The sequence below is a fragment of the Bacillus sp. 2D03 genome (genome assembly GCF_003946765.1).
Lineage (GTDB): Bacteria > Bacillota > Bacilli > Bacillales > Bacillaceae_G > Bacillus_A > Bacillus_A cereus.
Window position 1 is genome coordinate 15918 of sequence record NZ_RPSJ01000011.1, and the last position, 23178, is coordinate 39095.

Sequence of the window (23178 nt, forward strand, 5' to 3'; positions counted from 1 at the left end):
TGTTATAATGAAAGAATGCATAAAAGGAACTTCAAAATTAAATCCTCTAGTTTAAAAAATATGGAAGAGGTAATTCCAAACTTAATTCTCCGTTTTAAACAAATATTTAAGATGAAGTTAAAACAATAATGATGAAAATAAACTGTTATTTTGAACAGAAATATATATAACTAGAGAAAAGGAAGGGTGTTTTCATGTACGATATTTCCGGATGGAAACATGTATTTAAGCTTGATCCAAATAAGGAGTTAAGCGATGAACATTTAGAAATGATTTGTGAGTCTGGAACTGATGCGGTTATTGTAGGCGGAAGTGATGGAGTTACAATTGATAACGTATTACACATGCTAGTTAGCATTCGTAGATATGCAGTTCCTTGTGTATTAGAGGTTTCTGATGTAGAAGCAATTACACCAGGATTTGATTTTTATTACATCCCAAGTGTTTTAAATAGCCGAAAAGTAGAATGGGTAACAGGTGTTCATCATGAGGCATTGAAAGAATTTGGGGATATTATGGACTGGGACGAAATTTTTATGGAAGGGTATTGTGTTTTAAATCCAGAAGCGAAAGTAGCCCAGCTTACAGAAGCGAAATGTGATGTAACAGAAGATGACGTTATTGCATATGCTCGTTTAGCAGACAAGCTATTACGTTTACCGATATTTTATTTAGAATATAGCGGTACGTATGGAGATGTTGAACTTGTTAAAAATGTAAAAGCAGAATTGAAACAAGCTAAGTTATATTATGGCGGTGGTATTTCTAATGCAGAACAGGCGAAAGAAATGGCACAATATGCTGATACAGTAGTTGTTGGAAATATTATTTATGATGATATAAAATCGGCGTTAAAAACAGTTAAAGCAGTAAAAGGAGAGTAGGTGCAGGCGTATATGAGTATGACAGATAAGTTATTAAACGGTTTAAATCCACAGCAACAAAAAGCAGTACAAACAACGAATGGACCACTTCTATTAATGGCAGGTGCAGGTAGTGGTAAGACACGTGTGTTAACACATCGTATTGCGTATTTACTTGGTGAAAAAGGTGTAGCACCATGGAATGTACTAGCTATTACCTTCACAAATAAAGCAGCTCGTGAAATGCGTGAGCGTATTGATACACTTGTGGGACCAGAAGCAGAAGATATTTGGATTTCGACGTTTCACTCTATGTGTGTACGTATTTTACGACGCGATATCGATCGTATTGGTATTAATCGTAACTTTACAATCTTAGATTCAGGTGATCAGCTAACTGTAGTCAAAAAAATTATGAAAGAGCGCAATGTTGATCCGAAGAAATTTGAGCCGCGCTCTATTTTAGCGGGCATTAGTAATGCGAAAAATGAACTGTTATCTGCGGATAAATATGCAAAAAAAATTACAATGGCTGATCCATATGAAAAATTAACGAGCGATGTATATACAGAGTATCAAAAACGTCTTTTGAAAAATAATTCATTAGACTTTGATGATTTAATTATGACGACGATTCAGCTATTTGAACGTGTTCCAGAAGTATTAGAGTTTTATCAGCGTAAGTTCCAATATATTCATGTTGATGAGTATCAAGATACAAATAAAGCGCAATATCTTCTTGTTAAACATTTGGCAGCGCGTTTTAAAAATCTTTGCGTTGTGGGTGACTCTGACCAGTCTATTTATCGCTGGCGTGGTGCAGATATTTCTAACATTTTGTCATTCGAAAAAGACTATGAGAATGCACAAGTAATTCTGTTAGAACAAAACTATCGTTCGTCACAAAATATTTTAAATGCAGCGAATGCTGTTATTGAAAAAAATACGAATCGTAAGCCGAAGAAATTATGGACAGACAATCAAGTTGGAAGTAAAATCTCGTATTATCGTGCTGCAACTGAAAAGGACGAAGCGTATTTTGTTGCAAAAAAAATTCGTGACGATATTCAAATGGGGAAACGAAAATATACTGATTTTGCAGTGCTATATCGTACGAATGCTCAGTCTCGTATGGTCGAGGAGATTTTCCTTAAATCTAACATTCCGTATAAAATTGTCGGGGGTACGAAGTTCTACGATCGTAAAGAGATTAAAGATATTTTGGCGTACTTACGTTTAATCGGTAATCCAGATGATGAAATTAGTTTTGCACGTATTATAAATGTGCCAAAGCGTGGCATTGGTGCGACTTCTATCGATAAAATTATTAATTACGGTGTGCAAAATGGAATTTCATTAACTGCTGTATTTGATGAGATTGAGCATGTTGGAGTAAGTGCAAAAATTACAAAGGCAGTAAAAGAATTCGCGAATTTATTAAATAACTGGGTAAATATGCAAGAGTATTTATCTGTTACAGAATTAGTAGAAGAAGTTATTGAAAAAACAGGCTATCGCGATATGTTGAAAAATGAACGTTCTTTAGAAGCGGAAGGTCGTTTAGAAAACTTAGACGAGTTCTTATCTGTTACGCAAACATTTGAATCTCAAAGCGAAGATAAGAGCCTTGTTGCATTCTTAACAGATTTAGCACTTGTTGCTGATATTGATCGTGTAGATGAAGACCCAACTGCTGGTGAAGAAGTTATTTTAATGACGATGCACTCGGCGAAAGGATTAGAGTTCCCGGTTGTCTTTATTGTTGGCTTAGAGGAAGGGATATTCCCTCATACTCGTTCTCTTATGGAAGAGGATGAAATGCAAGAAGAACGTCGTCTTGCTTATGTAGGTATTACTCGTGCAGAAGAAGAGCTATATTTATCTAACGCGCAAATGCGTACATTATTTGGTAGAACAAGTATGAACGCTGCGTCTCGATTTATTACAGAAATACCGACAGAACTAGTGGAATCATTAAATGAAACAGCGCCGAAGCGTGAAACATCGTTTGGTACAAAAGGCAGAACGGCAAGTAGCGGCAAAACGACAATCACAACAGCAACACGCTCTCGTTCAGCTTTCGCGCGCCCTGCAGCTAAGACGACAGGTGGCGAACAAATTGGCTGGGCTGTAGGAGATAAAGCTTCCCACCAAAAATGGGGAGTCGGTACAGTTGTAAGTGTAAAAGGTGAAGGTGATGCAAAAGAATTAGATATTGCGTTCCCAAGCCCAATTGGTGTTAAACGTTTGTTAGCAAAATTTGCACCTGTGACGAAACAATAGGAAAGGAATGAGGATATGTCAAAAGAGATAGTAAAAAAACGTATAGAAGAATTACGTGACTTGTTAAATACATTTAACTATCAATATCACGTATTAGACAATCCTTCTGTTTCTGATGCGGAATATGACCGTAATATGCAGGAGCTTATAAAATTAGAAGCAGAGAACCCAGAGTTTATGAGTGAAGATTCTCCCTCCGTTCGCGTTGGGGGGACTGTTCTTGATATATTTGAAAAAGTAACACATAAGTCACCAATGTTAAGTTTAGGAAATGCATTTAACGAAGGAGATTTACGTGATTTCGACAGAAGAGTACGTCAAGGAATTGATGGTGCGAATGTAAGATATATATGTGAATTAAAAATTGACGGGCTTGCCGTTTCGCTTCATTATGAAAAAGGACGCTTCATTCAAGGGGCGACACGTGGTGATGGTGTAACGGGTGAAGATATTACTCAAAATTTAAAAACGATTAAAGCTATCCCACTGCGTTTAAATGAAGAAGTAACGTTAGAAGCACGAGGCGAAGCATATATGCCGAAGCGTTCATTCGTTAAACTAAATGAAGAAAAAGAGCAAAATGGAGAAGATGTATTTGCGAATCCGCGTAATGCAGCAGCAGGTTCAATACGTCAACTTGATCCGAAAATTGCAGCGAAGCGTAACTTATCTATGTTTGTGTATGGTCTTGCGAATGTAGAAGAAAAAACAATTTCATCACATGGTGAATCGCTGGATTTCTTAGGTGAACTTGGATTTAAGACAAATCCAAATCGCCGTACATGTGAAACAATTGAAGAAGTTATAGCTTATGTAGAAGAATGGCAAGAAAAACGTCCGCATCTTGATTATGAGATTGATGGAATCGTTATAAAAGTAGATGATGTTGCCCTTCAAGAAAGTCTAGGAACTACAGCGAAGAGTCCAAGATGGGCGATTGCTTATAAATTCCCGGCTGAAGAAGTTGTAACGAGATTAACAGGCATTGAATTAAGTGTTGGCCGAACAGGGGTTGTAACACCGACTGCAGAACTAGAGCCAGTGAGAGTTGCTGGTACGATTGTTCGTCGTGCTTCTTTACATAACGAAGATTTAATTCGTGAAAAAGACATTCGAATTGGTGACTACGTTGTTGTGAAGAAGGCTGGAGATATTATTCCTGAAGTTGTGAACGTTATTTTTGATAAGCGTACTGGTGAGGAAGAAGAATACCGCATGCCAACTCATTGTCCAGCATGTGAGAGTGAACTTGTTCGTTTAGAAGAAGAAGTAGCACTTCGTTGTATAAATCCAACTTGTCCTGCTCAAATTCGAGAAGGGTTAATCCATTTCGTTTCAAGAAATGCAATGAATATTGATGGACTTGGAGAACGTGTCATTACACAACTCTTTGATGCTGATTACATTCGTACATTTGCTGATTTATATGCATTGACGAAAGAGCAATTATTACAGTTAGAACGTTTTGGTGAAAAATCAGCAACAAACTTAATACAAGCAATTGAAAATTCTAAAGAAAACTCGTTAGAGCGATTATTATTTGGTCTTGGAATTCGCCACGTTGGAGCGAAAGCAGCACGTACATTTGCAGAGCACTTTGAAACGATGGATGAGCTTGTAAAAGCAACGGAAGAAGAACTAAAAGCAATTAATGAAATTGGCGAAAAAATGGCTCAATCTGTTGTGACATATTTTGATAATGAAGATGTATTAGAGTTATTACAGCAGTTTAAAGAGTATGGCGTGAATATGACATACAAAGGTATAAAAATTGCAGATTTACAAAATGTTGAATCTTACTTCGCAGGAAAAACGGTTGTTTTAACAGGTAAGCTAGAAGTTATGGGACGAAGTGAAGCGAAGAAGAAGATTGAGGCATTAGGTGGAAAAGTAACAGGAAGTGTTAGTAAGAGTACGGATTTAGTTGTTGCAGGTGAAGCAGCTGGTTCGAAATTAGCACAAGCGGAGAAACATAATGTTGAGGTTTGGAATGAAGAGAGGTTCTTACAAGAGCTAAATAAGTAAGAGGTGCAAACTTACCATGAAAAAAATAGCATTAGCGGTATTAAGCCTTGGCCTACTTGTAAGTGGGTGTAGTGCAGGTGCCGACAAAGATGAAAAAGTGGCTGGGAAATCGGGGAAAGCAAAAGAACAATCAGTTGTTCCAAAATACGCTATTTCGGATGAATATTATAAGACGACTATTCCATTTGATGGTGGAAAGGCACGTGGTTTAGTGGTGCAAGGGTTAAATAGTCGCCTTGATATAGATGAATTTGAAACAGGATTAATGCGAATTGCAAAAGAATCATTTAGTACGAAAGATAATTTTTTAAAAGGCGGAAAAGCTCTAGATACTCAAACTATACAGATGCTTGTTAAAAGAAAACGTACAGATGCTGAACAAAAGGAACTAGAGGAAAAATTAAAAAAAGATGCAGTTAAATTTCCTAATATAGGATTAAATCCTGCATTAGGAACAGGATCCGAATCACTAGAAGTGAAAAATAAAAAAAATCCAATATATATTTCAAATATTTTAGAGCATGATTATTACGTGAAAAAAGGCGATAACGGCGAGGAACGTGTTGGTATGGTAGTTGGATTAGCGATGAATTCTGTTCAATATTTTAACGAAGAGCATGGTTACCCACGTGAAGCTGCAATCCCAGATGAAAAGATGTTAGCTGAAGGGAAAAAAATGGCGCAAGAAATTTTGAAAGTCATACATCAAAAAGAACCTGAAACAAAAAATATTCCGATAACATTTGCGATTTATCGCCAAGCTCCAAAGTCTTCGCTCGTGCCAGGTAATTTTGTTTCTTATGCAAATGTCGAAAAAGGTAGTGAAACGGTTGAAGATTGGAAACAAATTAATGAAAAATATTATTTGTTCCCATCAGAGCAAGCGAAAACAGATAATAAACGTGAAGATCTTGCAAGAGTATCCAACTTTAAGGCAAAACTAAGCGATTATTTCCAAGGCGACTATACAGCTGTTATTGGTACTGGTATGTATAGAGATGATGAATTAAGAGAAATGAAGCTTGATATTCCTGTCCAGTTTAATGGAAAAGCTGAAATAGTTGGTTTTACACAATATGTGGCAGGGCTTGTTATGGAATACTTCCCGAATTATATGAAAGTACAAGTAACGATTAAATCTGTAGAACGCCCAGAAGCTATTATTATACGTGAAGCAAAACAAGATGAACCACTTGTGAAAATTTTAGATTAAATATGAAGGCTGTTCCTCTATGGAACAGCTTTTTTTCTTATATAATTTTGTTATAATTTAAAATGTTGTAAAAAATAGGAGTAAGGGGTAAAGCTCATGGAAGAATTAAGTTTTCAAGTCATTATTTTATTAATTGCATTCGGTTTTTTAGCAGCTTTTATTGATTCCGTTGTTGGAGGAGGAGGGTTAATTTCGCTTCCTGCACTTATGTTTGTTGGCTTATCGCCAGCTTCGGCAATTGCAACGAATAAATTAGCGGCAACAATGGGGACGTTTACGAGTGCGATGTATTTCATTCGATCAGGAAAAGTTGATTTTAAAATTGTAGGAAAGTTAATCCCGTTAACTATTGTTGGAGCTGTTGCAGGTGCTTTAGTAGTAAAATTTATTCCATCGGATATTTTACGCCCATTAGTACTTGTAATGTTAGTATTTATTGCTATTTATATTATTGCAAAAAAGAATTGGGGAAGTGTGTCTACCTATAAGAAGATGACGCAAAGAAAAACATTAATATTTTTCTTTGCTATTTTAATGATAGGATTTTATGATGGTTTTTTTGGACCAGGGACAGGGTCGTTTTTAATTTTTGCATTTTTATTAATTGGCTTGGATTTTATTCAAGCGGCAGCATCTGGAAAACTTTTGAACTTTGTTAGTAATATTGTATCTTTAATTACTTTTTTATTTTTAGACATAATTCATTTTGAATACGGTATTATCATGGGATTATCAATGATCTTAGGTGCTTATTTTGGATCGAAGTTTGCGGTTCAAAAAGGTGTTGGATATGTAAGAACTTTATTTTTATTAGTTACTATATTATTGATTGGGAAAAATGTTTTGGAATATACTCATATTTTGTAGATTCATACGCATGTATGAATCTCTTTTTTTATTATATTTTAAAAATTTATTAATTTTTAAAATATAAGTCTAGGAATATTTGAATAAATCTAAATTATCGTGTAGAATAATGTTGTAAAATGTAAACGTTTTTCTAAGGGGAGGCTAAAAAAATGGTAGTAGCATACAAACATGAGCCATTTACAGATTTTTCAGTGGAGGCTAACAAATTAGCGTTTGAAGAAGGTTTAAAGAAAGTAGAATCTTATCTTGGACAAGACTATCCATTAATTATTGGGGGAGAAAAAATCACTACAGAAGACAAAATTGTTTCTGTAAACCCTGCAAATAAAGAGGAACTTGTTGGTCGTGTTTCAAAAGCAAGCCGTGAGTTAGCTGAAAAAGCAATGCAAGTAGCGGATGAAACATTCCAAACTTGGAGAAAATCAAAGCCAGAAATGCGTGCAGACATTTTATTCCGTGCTGCAGCAATCGTTCGTCGCAGAAAACATGAATTCTCTGCTATTCTTGTAAAAGAAGCAGGTAAGCCATGGAATGAGGCAGATGCTGATACAGCAGAAGCAATCGACTTTATGGAATATTATGGTCGTCAAATGTTAAAATTAAAAGACGGTATTCCAGTAGAAAGCCGTCCAATTGAATATAATCGTTTCTCTTACATTCCATTAGGAGTAGGTGTTATCATTTCTCCTTGGAACTTCCCATTCGCAATTATGGCAGGTATGACAACAGCTGCTTTAGTTTCTGGTAACACAGTATTACTAAAACCAGCTAGTACAACTCCTGTAGTAGCAGCGAAATTTATGGAAGTATTAGAAGAAGCTGGCTTACCAGCTGGCGTAGTAAACTTCGTTCCAGGTAACGGTTCTGAAGTTGGTGACTACTTAGTAGATCATCCTCGTACACGTTTCGTAAGCTTCACGGGATCTCGTGATGTAGGTATCCGTATCTACGAGCGTGCAGCGAAAGTAAACCCAGGACAAATTTGGTTAAAACGTGTTATCGCTGAAATGGGCGGTAAAGATACAATCGTTGTTGATAAAGAAGCAGATCTTGAATTAGCAGCTAAGTCTATCGTTGCATCAGCATTCGGATTCTCAGGACAAAAATGTTCTGCATGTTCTCGTGCAGTAATCCATGAAGATGTATACGATCACGTATTAAATCGTGCTGTTGAATTAACAAAAGAATTAAAAGTTGCTAACCCAGCAGTATTAGGTACAAACATGGGTCCTGTTAATGACCAAGCTGCATTTGATAAAGTAATGAGCTATGTTGCAATTGGTAAAGAAGAAGGTAGAATCTTAGCAGGTGGCGAAGGAGACGATTCTAAAGGCTGGTTCATCCAACCAACAATCGTTGCTGACGTTGCAGAAGATGCTCGCTTAATGAAAGAAGAAATCTTCGGACCAGTAGTAGCATTCTGTAAAGCGAAAGACTTTGATCATGCACTTGCAATTGCAAACAATACGGAATACGGTTTAACAGGTGCTGTTATTACTAACAACCGTGACCATATTGAAAAAGCACGCGAAGACTTCCACGTTGGTAACTTATACTTCAACCGTGGATGTACTGGTGCAATCGTAGGTTACCAACCATTCGGTGGCTTTAACATGTCTGGTACAGACTCTAAAGCTGGTGGACCTGATTACTTAGCACTTCACATGCAAGCAAAAACTACTTCTGAAACTTTATAAGAAATAGTAGAGGAGCTCTTCACAGAATGTGAAGAGCTCCTTTTAAAATTGAACCCCCATATATTACCGTCGTTCGAAGAGAATGAGCTAAAACCTATTAATAGCGTGATAAACATGTGAACAGAAATAAAATGATGAGAAAAGTTGACTTATTAGTCATATTTTTTAGTATTCATTTTGAGAATTTCCTGTATAATACAATTTGAAAGAAAATCTATGGTTCGACAAGGAACACTCCTTTCAGTTTTGCTCACTGAAAGGAGTGTTTTTTTATGTAGCTAAAAATTCTTGCGTGCTTATTACATTTGCATATACGCCATTTAAACTAGCTAAAATTGTATTGTGAATATAAACAGCTGGTATAGTAGCGTTCTTAAAAGAAAGGTCTTTTGTAGCACAAGCGTCATGTATAACGGTACATTGAAAGCCAAAATCGAATGCAGCCCTTACTGTTGCATCGATACACATATGAGTCATCATCCCGCATACAACGACATGTTCAATATTTAAACGTTTTAATTGCTCTAGAAGATTAGTTTCTCGGAAGCTATTTGGATAATGTTTGACTATAACTGTTTCTTCTCTAAGTGGACGTACGCTTTCATGAATATGTACACCTTCTGTATTAGGTAGGAAAAAAGTAGCGTCATCTTTTATAGCTACGTGTTGGATATGAAAAATAGGTTCGCTGTTTGTTCTAAAGTGTTGTAATAACTGATTAGCATATTCGCTTGCTTCTACTGGATTACGCAATTCCATCTTTCCATTTGGAAAATAATCGTTTTGAATATCGACGAGTAAAAGAGCTGTTTTCATATATTTATCTTCCTCCGAGTTTCATATTCAAATAAATTTATTCAATTCGTAGAGAGGATTCTCCTGTTTAAAAATATGAGGAAGAAGAATTTTAAATAACCTTGAAAGTTACTATTTTTCAGATGAATATTCATCTGAAAATTTTAATAAAGGAATAATTAATATTTTTCTAAAAAATGTATTGACTCTTATTATTCTGAGTTCTATAATGAGAATTAATTAAACGACAATTAAATCGATACATTCTTATCCAGAGAGGTGGAGGGACTGGCCCTACGATACCTCAGCAACGGGTTTTTTAATACCGTGCTAACTCCAGCAAGCCATATAAAGGCTTGGAAGATGAGAAGATGTGAACGAGTACATATAAGTGCTCTCCTTCTTATCTTTATGGTTGATAAGAAGGAGGGCACTTTTTATTTTACCTCGAAAGCTCTGCTTCAAGTTTTTACAGCATATAGGAGGGAAAAAAATGATTTCTTTTAACAATGTAAGTAAAGTGTATGAATCAGCTGGCCAATCTGTTCATGCGGTGGAGGATGTAACATTATCAGTTGAGAAAGGCGAAATTTTTGGCATTATCGGTTTTAGTGGCGCTGGAAAGAGTACGTTATTACGCTTAGTAAATATGTTAGAGAGACCGACGGCAGGAACGATTTCAATAGATGATAAAGATATTACATCATTATCGACGAAAGAATTACGTAAACTGAGACAAAGAATTGGAATGATTTTTCAAAGTTTTAATTTATTTAATTCAAGAACAGTATTTGGAAATATTGCTTATCCATTAAAGTTAGCGAAAGTACCAAAGAATGAGATAAAAAAAAGAGTAAATGAACTGCTGAAGTTTGTAGGGTTAGAAGATAAAGCAAACTATTACCCAGAGCAGCTATCAGGTGGACAAAAGCAGCGTGTGGGCATTGCTAGAGCACTTGCGACATCGCCAGATATTCTTATATGTGATGAGGCAACATCAGCCTTAGATCCAGAAACAACGACAGAAATTCTAAACTTATTAAAGAAAGTAAATCGAGAATACAATTTAACAATTCTTCTTATTACACATGAAATGCATGTTGTGAAAGAAATTTGTCACCGTGTAGCTGTAATGGAGAAGGGAAAAGTTATTGAAGAAGGAAAACTGTTTGATGTTTTCACACAACCAAAAACAAAGACGACTCAAAACTTTGTACGTTCTGTCATTAATGATCATTTACCGGAAAGTGTTCTAGCGAAAATTCAAAATGGTGGTCAAATTTATCGTCTAACATTTACTGGTGAGGAGACAGGACAGCCGGTACTATCATATATCGCAAAAAACTATAACGTCGATGTAAATGTACTGTACGGAAATATTATTGAACTTCAAAATGTGCTATTTGGAAATCTTCTTGTAGAGTTGCAAGGTGAGCAGAGGGAAATTCAAAAAGCATTACAACATCTAAGACTGCAAGTGCAGCTGAAGGAGGTAGAAGCTCATGCGAGTTGATTGGAGTATATTTTGGCCGCGTATACTAGATGCGACGGGGGATACCCTCTTAATGGTAATTGTAACCCTTATATTTGCTACAATTCTGGGTATACCTCTAGGTTTACTTTTATATGTAACGAGAAAAGGAAACTTTTTAGAAAATAAATGGGTCTTTTCTATTCTTAACATCATAATTAATACAATTCGTCCGGTACCATTCATTATCTTTTTAGTAGCCTTAAGTCCACTAACAAGAAGTGTTATCGGAACGACGATTGGAACAGCAGCGGCAATTTTCCCGATGACGTTAGTCGCATCAATTGGTATTGCTAGAATGGTTGAAACAAACCTTGTTTCCGTTCCGAAAGGAGTAATTGAAGCAGCGCAAGCAATGGGCGCCTCGCCAATTAGAATTGTTTTTGAAATCCTTGTACCAGAAGCGTTAGCACCATTAATCTTAGGTGTCACATTTATGACAGTTGGTTTAATTGAATTCTCTGCAGTTGCTGGGCTTGTCGGTGGTGGCGGTCTTGGTGACTTGGCAATGACATATGGTTATCAACGTTTTGATACATCAGTTATGTTCGTAACGGTCGTGTTACTTATCATTCTCGTACAGATAGCTCAAAATTTAGGAAACTACTTTGCGAAAGTCTTGTTACGCAGATCATAAAAAGGAAGAGAGGAAAAGAAAATGAAGAAAATTTTAGCATTTGCATTATCAGCGATTGTAGGAGTCTCAGCATTAAGCGGCTGCTCAAGTGGAGACACGGGTGCAGGAGCGAAAGAAAAAGTAGTTCGCGTCGGTGTAACTGGAACGGATGGAGACGCTTGGGAAATTTTGAAGAAAAAAGCTGAAAAAGAAGGGATTAAGATTAAACTGGTGGAGTTCTCTGATTACACAACGCCAAATAAAGCGTTAGCTGATGGAGATATTGAATTAAACTCATTCCAGCATATTGCTTTCTTAGAGCAATTTAAAAAAGAGCATAAGTTAGATATTACAGCTGTTGGTACAACGCAAATTGCGCCAATGGGTTTATACTCTGAAAAATATAAGAAAGCAAATGAAATCCCAGATGGTTCAGAAATTGCAATTCCAAACGATCCAACGAACCAAGCACGGGCATTAAAACTTCTTGATGCAGCTGGATTATTAAAGCTTAAAAAAGACTTTGGTCTATTTGGAGATCCAAGTGGTATTGCTGAAAATCCGAAGAAATTAAAAATTACACCGGTTATCGCACAGCAAACACCTCGTGTGTTAAAAGATGTAGCGGCATCAGTTATTAATAACGGTGTTGCTGGTCAAGCTGGATTAGATCCAGCTAAGGATCCTATTTTCTTAGAAGATCCAAAGAATGCAAATGCGAAGCCATATATTAATATTTTTGCAGCTCGTACGAAAGATAAAGATGATCCAACATTGAAAAAAGTAATTGAACTATATCATTCAAAAGAAGTAACAGACGCAATTAAGAAAGAAACAAATGATGGTTCCATTTCAGTAGATCTTTCACTTGATGAGCTTGAAAAAATCGTAAAATAATCATTGGGTTTAATGGACTAACAGAAGGAACCCCTCCGCTGTTAGTTCGTTCAACATATAAACTTAACAAACAAACCCTAATTCTGTACTTTCCAATTTTGTATAACATAGAATCCAATGTTTGTTAAGTAGAGTGATAGACCAGGAGTTTTCCTGGTCTTTTTTTATGAATGAAAGTAGCTAGCGAACAGTAAGGTAATCCAAATTATAATGGGATAAGAAAATAAGCTGAAAAGGAGTGTAATTACGAATTGCTTTGGATGAATTAAGTGTTTTTTTGATAAAAAAAAGAAAATAGAAAAGAGAGTAATGAAAAATGCTGATATTACGCCGGGGTTATAGGAGCGATAAATGAAAAACAAAATAATATGTTGAACAGAGTTGAAGAAGATGGCCCCTTGTATAAAAATAATCCAGCATATAGAAGACAAGAAGTTAAGTTGATATAGAAAGACGATAAGTAATACAAAGATTGTTAATACGGAAATGGCAATGAAAAATTGTTGGCTAGTTATAAGACGGATTGAAAATTGATTAGCAAGGTATTGTGGCATTTGGAAAGCTTCTTCAAGGTTATGAATGAAAAATAATAAGGGAATGATCCAGAATATAGTAGTGGGATGTTTTTTCATCAATTTACATCACTCCAATAAAGTATAGAAAGCCTAAAAAAGGCCCTCTATACAGAGATAGTTATTCAATTATGATATTTTTTAAATTAACTTCATGATGCTCTTGTTCTTTCGGATAAGCAGCTAGTTCCTCTTGTAAAATATTTAATATTTGCTTAGCTGAATGCTGGATGGGATTAGGTAGCTCTTCTAATATATGCATCCCGACTTTTACTTTTGTACGAATTACCCTTCGTAGTAATTCCTCATGCATGTACTACACCTCCAAACCGAATATTTAGTACATCTTCTTCAAATTTTGCTCCTTGAATAGAAAGGTGTGTTAATGTTTTTGGTAACGTGATGTTCCGTTTAACAGAACCAGCTCGAATAATAAGTTCATCACCTTTTTGATTTAAGGAAAGTTCACTTTTGTTTGAGAAGGGAATGGACAGAACGAAAATATACTCATCGCCATCCTTTTTTACATATTGAGTGCGCCCGTTAAATTTCACTTCTGTAGGGGAATGATCAGTTTTAAATAAAGAATCTCCTACACGTTCTAACATAGACAAACCAACAACTTCTTGTTCAAACATTGGAGCTTCGTAAATAGGAAGGGGTTGAAAACTATCTTTAATTAATGTTTTATATTTCTTCTGTGTATCTTTCCATGCCTGAAAATAAGGATCGGTGACAGTGTTAGGGATGACGCGGTTAATCATAATGGCATCTACGTTATAATCGTATAAATTCAAATAAGTAAAGCTGCGCTGGGCTTCTTTAATGACCATTTTTTCAGGATTTACAACGATGCGGATACTTGTTACTTCTCGATTTGATAAAATATCTCTCATTTCTCCGAGCTGTTCAAGTGTACTTGTTAATTCGTCCATAATATCGTCGGTTGGAAGAGGGACACCAAGGAGTGGTTGAGCTACAGGACGAACGACTTTTAAAACTTTTCTTTTAATAGGAAATAATTTTTCCATCCACCAGCCGAGCATGTCTGGAAAGCTTAGCATTGCTAATGTTTCTCCTGTTGGAGCACAATCAATGATAATAACATCATATGTGTTTTGTTTATAATAATCGAGTACGCGAAGTAGGCTAATTAAATCTTCCATACCAGGAAACATCGTTAACTCTTCTGTTGTAATATCATCAGCTGCTTTGGAAGTGAAGAGTAGTGTAATATATTTCTGTAATTTTCCCCAGCCTTTTTCCATTTCATAAATCGTATTAATTTCTTGTGCCCACAAATTTTCACGAATTTCTAGTGGTTCAGAAGATAGCCTTATACCAAATGAATCTCCTAAACTATGAGCAGGATCTGTGCTCATTACTAATGTTTTTAATCCTTGTTTCGCACTTTGAATTGCTGTTGCTGCTGAAATGCTAGTTTTTCCTACGCCGCCTTTACCTGTATACAAGATAATTCTCATCATTCATATCCCCTTTGTTTCGAATGTCGAATATTACGAGTGTCGAAGTAAATGATTGAATAAAAACCCAGATAGGGTTTTATTCAATCGGAATGTTTTTCATTTTAGGTGTAGAAATCTTTTCTTCTGTTTTTCGCTGTGACGTAGCGATGTGATTCATGATTTTTTGGAAGATTTGTAGTAAGAATGCTTTTTCTTCTTCTGATAATGCTTCTGTTACTAAGCTAAAGTAATGGGCCGCATTTTGTTTTACTTCTTGAACGAGCATTACGCCGTTTTCTGTTAACCGAATTAATACAATACGTCGGTCATTTTCATCACGGTAGCGTTCAATATATCCCTTTTTTACAAGGCGATTTACAACGCCCGTTGTTGTACTCATCGGTATATCAAGAAGATCAGCAATTTTCGTCATTGTAATATCTGTATTTCGTTCCATCCAAAGTAAACAAAATACTTCTGTTTTAGAAAGTGTTAAATCTAGGCTTACCCATTCTTCAGGATAGAAAAGTTTCTTGGCGTTATCTAGCAGTAAGTCTAAAAAATGTTCATATTGCAACAATTAATTCCACTCCCGTATATTTCGAGGTTCGTAATATTTATTTTATGTAGAATAGAAATAATTGTCAATGATTTTAATTGTTTTTTCAGATTAGGCAGAAAACTTTCTTTAAAATAGTATTCTTTTATGGTAGATTTATAAATATAAAACTAGAATTTACATAAAAATCCATCATGGTAAATATACTTATCTATAATGGGTATACAGCTAACGAGGGGGAGAACGATGAGAAGACGTAATACGCAAGCGTTCACGTTTTTAGCATGGACTTCATTTGTTTGTGCGCTTTCAGGTATGCTAATTGGGATTTATACGTTAGATGAAACGCTTAGTGTAAAAGGATACTATTTAATTGGAACATTATTTTTAACGATGTCTTGTTTTGTATTACAAAAAACAATTCGTGATAATGAAGAAGATAACGAGAGATTTCCGAAAAATAAAACGTTAGATAAAGAGTAAATTGTAAAGAAAGGCATTTGCCTTTCTTTTTTTATGTAAAAATGGCGTAAGTACTCTGTGTTGACTTGCTTGAAGTACTGAAAATTTGGTATCATCAATAGTATTGTAGATTGAACGATATATTATGGAGGTGGCCTAGCCGTGTCAAGAATTTCCGTTGAGAATGTAAAGCACGTAGCACATTTAGCACGTCTTGCAATTACTGATCAAGAAGCAGAAAAATTTCAAAAACAACTAGATGCAATTGTTACATTTGCAGAACAGTTAAATGAATTAGATACAACAGATGTAAAACCAACAACTCATGTATTAACTATGAAAAATGTTATGCGTGAAGATGTACCAGAAAAAGGTTTACCAGTTGAAGAAGTATTAAAAAATGCACCGGATCACAAAGATAATCAAATCCGTGTTCCAGCAGTATTAGAATAGAGGAGGGGAATTTCGATGTCATTATTTGATCATTCAGTATCAGAGTTACATAAGAAGTTAAACAACAAAGAAATTTCCGTTACGGATTTAGTAGAAGAATCTTACAAACGTATTGCGGATGTTGAAGATAACGTAAAAGCTTTTCTTACATTAGATGAAGAAAATGCACGCGCAAAAGCGAAAGAATTAGATGCAAAAATCGGCGCTGAAGATAATGGTTTATTATTCGGTATGCCAATTGGTGTAAAAGATAACATTGTAACTAACGGCCTTCGTACAACTTGTGCGAGCAAAATGCTAGCAAACTTCGATCCAATTTATGATGCGACAGTTGTGCAAAAGCTAAAAGCTGCTGACACGATTACAATCGGTAAATTAAACATGGACGAGTTTGCAATGGGTTCTTCAAATGAAAACTCAGGATTCTACGCTACGAAAAACCCATGGAACTTAGATTACGTTCCGGGCGGATCTAGTGGTGGTTCTGCAGCAGCTGTAGCAGCAGGAGAAGTACTATTCTCTCTAGGTTCTGATACGGGTGGTTCTATCCGTCAGCCAGCTGCATATTGCGGTGTTGTAGGTTTAAAACCAACTTACGGACGCGTATCTCGTTACGGATTAGTAGCATTCGCATCTTCACTTGACCAAATCGGACCGATTACACGTACAGTCGAAGACAATGCATACTTATTACAAGCTATTTCAGGTATTGACCGCATGGATGCAACTTCTGCAAACGTTGAAGTTGGAAACTATTTAGCTGGTTTAACAGGCGATGTTAAAGGTTTACGCATTGCTGTACCGAAAGAATACTTAGGCGAAGGTGTTGGCGAAGAAGCTCGTGAGTCAGTACTAGCTGCTTTAAAAGTATTAGAAGGTATGGGCGCAACTTGGGAGGAAGTATCTCTTCCACACTCTAAATACGCTCTAGCAACGTATTACTTACTATCTTCTTCTGAAGCATCTGCGAACCTTTCACGCTTTGATGGCGTGCGTTACGGTGTTCGTTCTGATAATGTAAATAACTTATTAGATCTTTACAAAAACACACGTAGTGAAGGTTTCGGTGATGAAGTTAAACGTCGTATTATGCTTGGTACTTTTGCACTTAGCTCTGGTTACTATGATGCATATTACAAGAAAGCACAACAAGTACGTACATTAATTAAAAACGACTTTGAAAATGTATTTGCTAACTATGATGTTATTATTGGACCAACAACGCCAACTCCGGCATTTAAAGTGGGCGAAAAAGTTGATGATCCAATGACAATGTATGCAAATGACATTTTAACAATCCCAGTAAACTTAGCGGGTGTTCCAGCGATTTCTGTTCCATGTGGATTCGGTGCTAACAACATGCCACTTGGTCTACAAATCATTGGTAAACACTTCGATGAAGCGACAATTTACCGCGTTGCACATGCGTTTGAGCAAGCAACAGACTATCATACAAAAAAAGCAAGTCTGTAAGGAGGCGAGCATAGATGAATTTAGAAACAATTATTGGTTTAGAGGTTCACGTTGAGTTAAAAACAAATTCGAAAATTTTCTCTGCGAGTCCAACAGAATTCGGAGCGGAGCCAAATACACAAACAAGTGTAATTGACTTAGGATACCCAGGGGTACTTCCTACTTTAAATAAAGAAGCAGTTAACTTTGCAATGAAAGCTGCAATGGCATTAAACTGTGAAATCGCAACGGAAACGAAGTTTGACCGTAAAAACTATTTCTATCCAGATAACCCGAAAGCTTACCAAATCTCTCAATTTGATAAGCCAATTGGTGAAAATGGTTGGATTGAAATCGAAGTAGACGGTAAAAAGAAACGTATCGGTATTACACGTCTTCATTTAGAAGAAGATGCTGGTAAATCAACGCATACAGCTGATGGTTCATTAGTAGACTACAACCGTCAAGGTATGCCTTTAATCGAGATCGTATCTGAGCCAGATATGCGTACGCCAGAAGAAGCATATGCATACTTAGAGAAGTTAAAATCAATCATTCAATACACTGGTGTATCTGATTGTAAGATGGAAGAAGGTTCCTTACGTTGTGATGCGAACATTTCTCTTCGTCCAGTTGGACAAGAGAAGTTCGGTACAAAAGCGGAACTGAAAAACTTAAACTCATTCACTTACGTACAAAAAGGTCTTGAGCATGAGCAAGTGCGCCAAGAAAAAGAACTGTTATCTGGTGGCATCATCCAACAAGAAACACGTCGTTATGATGAAGCAACGAAGAAAACAATCTTAATGCGTGTGAAAGAAGGATCTGACGATTACCGTTACTTCCCGGAGCCAGACTTAGTTGAACTTTACATCGATGATGAGTGGAAAGAAGCAGTTCGAGCTTCTATTCCAGAACTTCCAGATGCACGTAAAGCTCGCTACGTTGCAGAACTAGGCTTACCAGCTTATGATGCACACGTGTTAACATTAACGAAAGAAATGTCTGATTTCTTTGAAGCAACTGTTGCAGACGGTGCTGATGCGAAATTAACATCGAACTGGTTAATGGGTGAAGTACTTGCATACTTAAACAAACAACAAAAAGAATTAAAAGACGTTGCATTAACGCCTGCTGGTTTATCTAAAATGGTTCAATTAATTGAAAAAGGTACAATTTCTTCTAAAATCGCGAAGAAAGTATTTAATGAATTAATTGAAAAAGGTGGAGACCCAGAAGAAATCGTTAAAGCGAAAGGTCTTGTTCAAATTTCTGACGAGGGTACACTTCGTAAAGTTGTAACAGAAATTCTTGATAATAATGAGCAATCTATCGAAGACTTTAAAAACGGTAAAGACCGTGCAATTGGCTTCTTAGTTGGTCAAATTATGAAAGCTACAAAAGGACAAGCAAATCCACCGCTTGTTAACAAAATCTTACTTGAAGAGATTAATAAGCGATAATAGTAGTGACTTTTAAAGATTAAGCAGAAAAACACCCGTACATGGGTGTTTTTCTAGGTTAATCAAACGTTTGTTTAAATGAGACAAAATCGTTTAAACAAACGTTTGATTAACTGTCAAAAGTGGAAAAATGTTTGTATAGCAACTATGGTATGATAGTTGCAAAAAGGTGGGAATAATGATAAATCTAAACATAGAGGTTTTTTTCATCTCATGAAATAATAGATAGTTATTATTCGTTATATGTAAATTTTTATGGAAGAATGGATAGAAATAAAGTGAAACTTTAATCAGTAGGAGGTTCATCCACCATTGATTATTAGCCCTCACCAATCGGGCATTTACTGCCCGCAAATAGCGGGATAAATTTTGGAGTCAAATAAAAAACCATTGAAATGAATATTTACTTTTGATGGACTACACGAATCGGGTTCTTACTGCCTGTTTGAGCGGGATAAAAGAAGGATAGCAAGATGAGAGGAGGTAGGCATGGGAATACTGAATAGAAGTTCAGTATGTTCTTTTTCGATATATAAAGAAATTTCCTGTGCTAATAAATGATGAAGCGAGCAAGAATTATTTATAATCCTACTTCTGGGCGTGAGCTATTTAAGAAGAGCTTACCAGAAGTATTACAAAAATTAGAACAAGCTGGCTATGAGACATCTTGTCATGCGACAACGGGTCCTGGAGACGCTACTGTGGCGGCGAGACAAGCTGCGGATCGTAAGTTTGATGTTGTTATTGCGGCTGGTGGCGACGGTACATTAAATGAAGTAGTAAACGGTTTAGTTGGGCATGAATTCCGTCCGAAATTTGGAATTATTCCAGTTGGAACGACAAATGACTTTGCACGTGCAATTGGTGTACCTCGTTCTATTGAAGAGGCAGCAGATATTATTTGCGAAGGAAAAACAGTGCCATTAGACCTTGGTAGAGCGAACGATACATATTTTATTAACATCGCTGGTGGCGGTCGTATTACAGAATTAACATACGAAGTACCGAGTAAGTTAAAGACAGTATTAGGACAACTTGCTTATTACCTAAAAGGTATCGAGATGTTACCATCATTGCATCCGACATATGTTGAAATTGAGTATGATGGAAAGTTACTACAAGAAGAAATTACGATGTTTTTAATTACGAATACTCGTTCAGTAGGTGGATTTGAAAAGGTAGCACCGTATGCATCTATTAACGATGGGTTATTTGACCTATTAGTACTGAAAAAAGGTTCTATCGCTGATTTAATTAAAGCAGCAACACAAGCACAACGTGGTGAACATATTAATAATCCAAAAGTGTTATATACACAAGCGAACCGAATTAAAGTACATTCACCAGATAAACTAATGATTAATTTAGATGGTGAGTATGGTGGAGATGCACCGATGGAATTCGAAAATATATATCATTGTTTAGAACTATTTGTTCCTGAACATCAAGAGGATGCCCTGTAAAGGCATCCTTTTTACTTTGTTAAAATGAATTGTAAATTGGGAGTTAGTTTGATTTTTATGGTATTTTTACAATTCTTTTATTTTACATCCATACTTTATTGATACACTGGAAGAGATAAGAAATGAGAGGTAGGGTGCTATGGAGAAGGTAAAGGCGATATTATTTGATAAAGATGGGACATTAATGGATTTTCATTCAATATGGATAAAAGTAGCTGAAGAACTTGTAGCTGAATGTATAAGTTTATATCATTTACCAAGTACAATAGGGCAGACCTTATTAGAAGAGATCGGTGTAGAGGGAGCATTTGTTAATCCGAGGAGTGCAATAGCTGCTGGAACAAGCCTTGATGTAGCGAAGGGGCTTTGTAATTATATTGAGTCTGCTAGAGAAGAAGAGATGCATCATTGGGTAAGTGAGAAGTTATTTTCCCTTATGTATGAGCATCGTTCGCATATGAAAATGACAGCAGATTTACCGAAAGTGTTACAGGCATTAAAAGATAAAGGATTTATATTAGGGGTTGTCACGGCGGATGATTTTGCACCAACAGAATTATTTTTAAAACAATATAAGTTGGAGAACTTTTTTGATTATATTATAGCCTCGGATACATTCCCTGCGCAAAAACCAGATAAAAAGATTATAGAAGTGTTTTGTGAGAAATTTAATTTAGCATCATGTGAGGTTGCGGTTGTTGGAGATACGCCAACTGATTTACATTTAGCCAAAAATGGCGATTGCTATGCAATTGGGGTGCTATCTGGTACGGGAGACCGTCCAACATTAGAACCACTTGCTGATTTAGTGTTAGATTCTGTTGAAGAGTTTATTTCTCAATCGGGTGAGTTTTTCTGGGAGAAAGAAAAGTCTAATGTGTAAGGAAAATAAGTCTATAAAGACTCTTAATAAGTCTTTATAGACTTATTTTTTATGCCTGGATACAAAGAATATAGGATAAATGCTAGAAAAGAAAGTTGGCATACATTTTGCAATAAAAAGAGAAAACAATGTAAAGAAAAGGATGGGGTACGCAATGAACACAAAAAAATTTGCTAAAGTAAATGAACAAATTCCAGGACCGAAAGCGGCATCTTTATTAGAACGCCGTCAAAATATAGTACCAAAAGGAGTAAGTAACGGCATCCCAACGTTTGTACAATCTGCAAATGGTGCTCTTGTAACAGATGTTGATGGTAATCAGTACATTGATTTTGCAGGAGCAATTGGGACAATTAACGTAGGGCATTGTCATCCAACGGTTAAAGAAGCGCTCCATAAACAAGTCGATCAATACATTCATACTGGATTTAATGTCATGATGTATGAGCCATATATTGAATTAGCGGAAAAGCTTGCGGCATTGGCACCGGGAAGTTTCGATAAGCAAGTCCTCTTTTTAAATAGTGGTGCAGAAGCAGTTGAGAACGCGGTGAAGATCGCTCGTAAATATACGAAGAGACCTGGTATTATCGCATTTTCTAAAGGTTTCCACGGGCGTACATTAATGACAATGACGATGACAAGTAAAGTGAAGCCATATAAATTTGGGTTTGGTCCATTTGCTCCAGAAGTATATAAAGCGCCATTTCCATACGAATACCGTCGCCCAGAGGGATTAACGGAAGAGCAGTATGATGATTTTATTATTGAAGAGTTTAAGAACTTCTTCATATCGGAAGTAGCACCAGAAACAATTGCAGCTGTTGTAATGGAACCTGTTCAAGGGGAAGGTGGGTTTATCGTCCCAAGTAAGAAATTTGTTCAAGAAGTACGCCGCATTTGTTCAGAGAACGGCATCTTATTTGTAGCGGATGAAATACAAACAGGCTTTAGTCGTACAGGAAAATATTTTGCAATTGATCACTATGATGTCGTTCCAGATTTAATTACAGTGTCTAAATCATTAGGTGCTGGTGTACCGATAAGTGGTGTCATTGGACGTAAAGAAATTATGAATGAGTCTGCACCAGGTGAACTTGGTGGAACGTATGCAGGAAGTCCATTAGGATGTGCGGCTGCATTAGCTGTTCTCGATGTAATAGAAAATGAGAAATTAAATGATAGAGCGATAGAATTAGGAAAAGTCGTAATGAACCGATTCAAGGAGATGAAAAATAAATATCATTGCATCGGCGATGTGCGTGGGTTAGGTGCAATGTGTGCATTTGAGGTCGTTCAAGATCGTAAGACGAAAGCACCTGACAAAACGTTAACGGCTAATCTATGTGCAGAAGCAAATAAGCGTGGGTTACTGTTATTATCAGCAGGAACATATGGAAATGTTATCCGTGTGTTAATGCCTTTAGTTATTACAGATGAGCAACTTGAAGAAGGTTTAACAATAATTGAAGAATCATTGCAAGCTTGTTATGAGCAAACAAACATCGCTCGCGTTTAAAAACTGAAGTATAAATAGCAAACATTCTAGCTGACTCTATATTAAATGCAGAAAATTCACTTTATAATAAAGGTAGTGAAGTGGATCGATGGATTT

General features: G+C 36.2%; 20 protein-coding genes, 1 pseudogene and 1 riboswitch. Of the genes and pseudogenes, 16 read left to right on the forward strand and 5 right to left on the reverse strand.

All coding sequences use genetic code 11. From position 1 onward, the window contains the following. Positions 1 to 194: 194 nt before the first annotated feature. From pcrB to pruA, 6 genes are all read left to right on the forward strand, one after another. Entirely contained in the window at positions 195 to 884 is a 690-nt protein-coding gene (gene pcrB, locus EBQ15_RS22300; protein ID WP_000272103.1) for a heptaprenylglyceryl phosphate synthase, read from the forward strand. Between the two features lie 12 nt (positions 885 to 896). Further along, on the forward strand, positions 897 to 3146 hold the full coding sequence (pcrA, locus tag EBQ15_RS22305; RefSeq protein ID WP_002100669.1) for a DNA helicase PcrA: 2250 nt from the start codon (positions 897 to 899) through the stop codon (positions 3144 to 3146). 15 nt (positions 3147 to 3161) lie between these two features. Then, positions 3162 to 5171, forward strand: coding sequence for an NAD-dependent DNA ligase LigA (ligA, locus tag EBQ15_RS22310; protein WP_000031612.1), 2010 nt, complete (start codon positions 3162 to 3164; stop codon positions 5169 to 5171). 16 nt (positions 5172 to 5187) lie between these two features. Then, on the forward strand, positions 5188 to 6384 hold the full coding sequence (locus EBQ15_RS22315; protein ID WP_000717034.1) for a CamS family sex pheromone protein: 1197 nt from the start codon (positions 5188 to 5190) through the stop codon (positions 6382 to 6384). Positions 6385 to 6480: 96 nt separating this feature from the next. Further along, complete coding sequence (locus EBQ15_RS22320) at positions 6481 to 7251, forward strand: TSUP family transporter (protein ID WP_000391975.1); 771 nt, start codon at positions 6481 to 6483, stop codon at positions 7249 to 7251. Between the two features lie 152 nt (positions 7252 to 7403). After that, positions 7404 to 8951 (forward strand): L-glutamate gamma-semialdehyde dehydrogenase, encoded by a 1548-nt coding sequence (pruA, locus tag EBQ15_RS22325; protein ID WP_000259552.1) that lies wholly within the window; start codon positions 7404 to 7406, stop codon positions 8949 to 8951. A gap of 250 nt (positions 8952 to 9201) precedes the next feature. Here the strand turns inward: pruA and EBQ15_RS22330 are convergent. Then, positions 9202 to 9767: pseudogene (locus tag EBQ15_RS22330) on the reverse strand (cysteine hydrolase family protein). Positions 9768 to 10010: 243 nt separating this feature from the next. Next, positions 10011 to 10116: riboswitch (SAM riboswitch) on the forward strand. Positions 10117 to 10239: 123 nt separating this feature from the next. Here EBQ15_RS22330 and EBQ15_RS22340 point away from each other — a divergent pair. The 3 genes from EBQ15_RS22340 to EBQ15_RS22350 are packed head-to-tail and all read left to right on the forward strand — an operon-like array spanning position 10240 to position 12790. After that, positions 10240 to 11259 carry a methionine ABC transporter ATP-binding protein gene (locus EBQ15_RS22340; RefSeq protein WP_000622972.1) on the forward strand — a complete coding sequence of 340 codons (1020 nt, stop codon included), beginning with the start codon at positions 10240 to 10242 and terminating at the stop codon, positions 11257 to 11259. After that, positions 11249 to 11914: a methionine ABC transporter permease gene (locus EBQ15_RS22345; RefSeq protein ID WP_001261865.1), complete on the forward strand. Its 666-nt coding sequence runs from the start codon at positions 11249 to 11251 to the stop codon at positions 11912 to 11914. Before EBQ15_RS22340 ends, EBQ15_RS22345 begins: the two co-directional genes overlap by 11 nt. A 21-nt stretch (positions 11915 to 11935) precedes the next feature. After that, entirely contained in the window at positions 11936 to 12790 is an 855-nt protein-coding gene (locus EBQ15_RS22350; RefSeq protein WP_000721593.1) for a MetQ/NlpA family ABC transporter substrate-binding protein, read from the forward strand. A gap of 164 nt (positions 12791 to 12954) precedes the next feature. Here the strand turns inward: EBQ15_RS22350 and EBQ15_RS22355 are convergent, their stop codons facing one another. The 4 genes from EBQ15_RS22355 to EBQ15_RS22370 form a co-directional block, all read right to left on the reverse strand. Beyond that, entirely contained in the window at positions 12955 to 13422 is a 468-nt protein-coding gene (locus EBQ15_RS22355; RefSeq protein ID WP_016117075.1) for an HXXEE domain-containing protein, read from the reverse strand. 61 nt (positions 13423 to 13483) lie between these two features. After that, the gene (locus EBQ15_RS22360; protein ID WP_000544104.1) at positions 13484 to 13675 is read right to left on the reverse strand and encodes a DUF3926 domain-containing protein; all 192 of its coding nucleotides are present in this window, start codon (positions 13673 to 13675) and stop codon (positions 13484 to 13486) included. Continuing rightward, on the reverse strand, positions 13668 to 14849 hold the full coding sequence (locus tag EBQ15_RS22365; protein WP_016117076.1) for an ArsA family ATPase: 1182 nt from the start codon (positions 14847 to 14849) through the stop codon (positions 13668 to 13670). Before EBQ15_RS22365 ends, EBQ15_RS22360 begins: the two co-directional genes overlap by 8 nt. Positions 14850 to 14925: 76 nt before the next feature. Next, positions 14926 to 15408, reverse strand: a complete 483-nt coding sequence (locus tag EBQ15_RS22370; RefSeq protein WP_000942484.1) for a MarR family winged helix-turn-helix transcriptional regulator — start codon at positions 15406 to 15408, stop codon at positions 14926 to 14928. 225 nt (positions 15409 to 15633) lie between these two features. On the opposite strand from EBQ15_RS22370, the gene EBQ15_RS22375 reads away from it, so the two are divergent. The 7 genes from EBQ15_RS22375 to gabT all read left to right on the forward strand — a co-directional run bounded on the left by EBQ15_RS22375 (position 15634) and on the right by gabT (position 23082). Further along, positions 15634 to 15870, forward strand: coding sequence for a YiaA/YiaB family inner membrane protein (locus EBQ15_RS22375; RefSeq protein WP_001254395.1), 237 nt, complete (start codon positions 15634 to 15636; stop codon positions 15868 to 15870). A gap of 141 nt (positions 15871 to 16011) precedes the next feature. Beyond that, positions 16012 to 16302: an Asp-tRNA(Asn)/Glu-tRNA(Gln) amidotransferase subunit GatC gene (gene gatC / locus EBQ15_RS22380; protein ID WP_000086999.1), complete on the forward strand. Its 291-nt coding sequence runs from the start codon at positions 16012 to 16014 to the stop codon at positions 16300 to 16302. Between the two features lie 15 nt (positions 16303 to 16317). After that, a complete protein-coding gene (gatA, locus tag EBQ15_RS22385; protein WP_000051441.1) occupies positions 16318 to 17775 on the forward strand; it encodes an Asp-tRNA(Asn)/Glu-tRNA(Gln) amidotransferase subunit GatA in 1458 nt (485 codons plus the stop codon). Positions 17776 to 17789: 14 nt separating this feature from the next. Beyond that, entirely contained in the window at positions 17790 to 19217 is a 1428-nt protein-coding gene (gene gatB / locus EBQ15_RS22390; RefSeq protein ID WP_001047685.1) for an Asp-tRNA(Asn)/Glu-tRNA(Gln) amidotransferase subunit GatB, read from the forward strand. 557 nt (positions 19218 to 19774) lie between these two features. Further along, complete coding sequence (locus EBQ15_RS22395; protein WP_000977679.1) at positions 19775 to 20680, forward strand: diacylglycerol kinase; 906 nt, start codon at positions 19775 to 19777, stop codon at positions 20678 to 20680. 139 nt (positions 20681 to 20819) lie between these two features. Beyond that, complete coding sequence (locus tag EBQ15_RS22400; protein ID WP_000416659.1) at positions 20820 to 21563, forward strand: HAD family hydrolase; 744 nt, start codon at positions 20820 to 20822, stop codon at positions 21561 to 21563. Between the two features lie 154 nt (positions 21564 to 21717). Next, entirely contained in the window at positions 21718 to 23082 is a 1365-nt protein-coding gene (gene gabT / locus EBQ15_RS22405) for a 4-aminobutyrate--2-oxoglutarate transaminase (protein WP_016117078.1), read from the forward strand. The last annotated feature ends 96 nt before the right edge of the window (positions 23083 to 23178 follow it).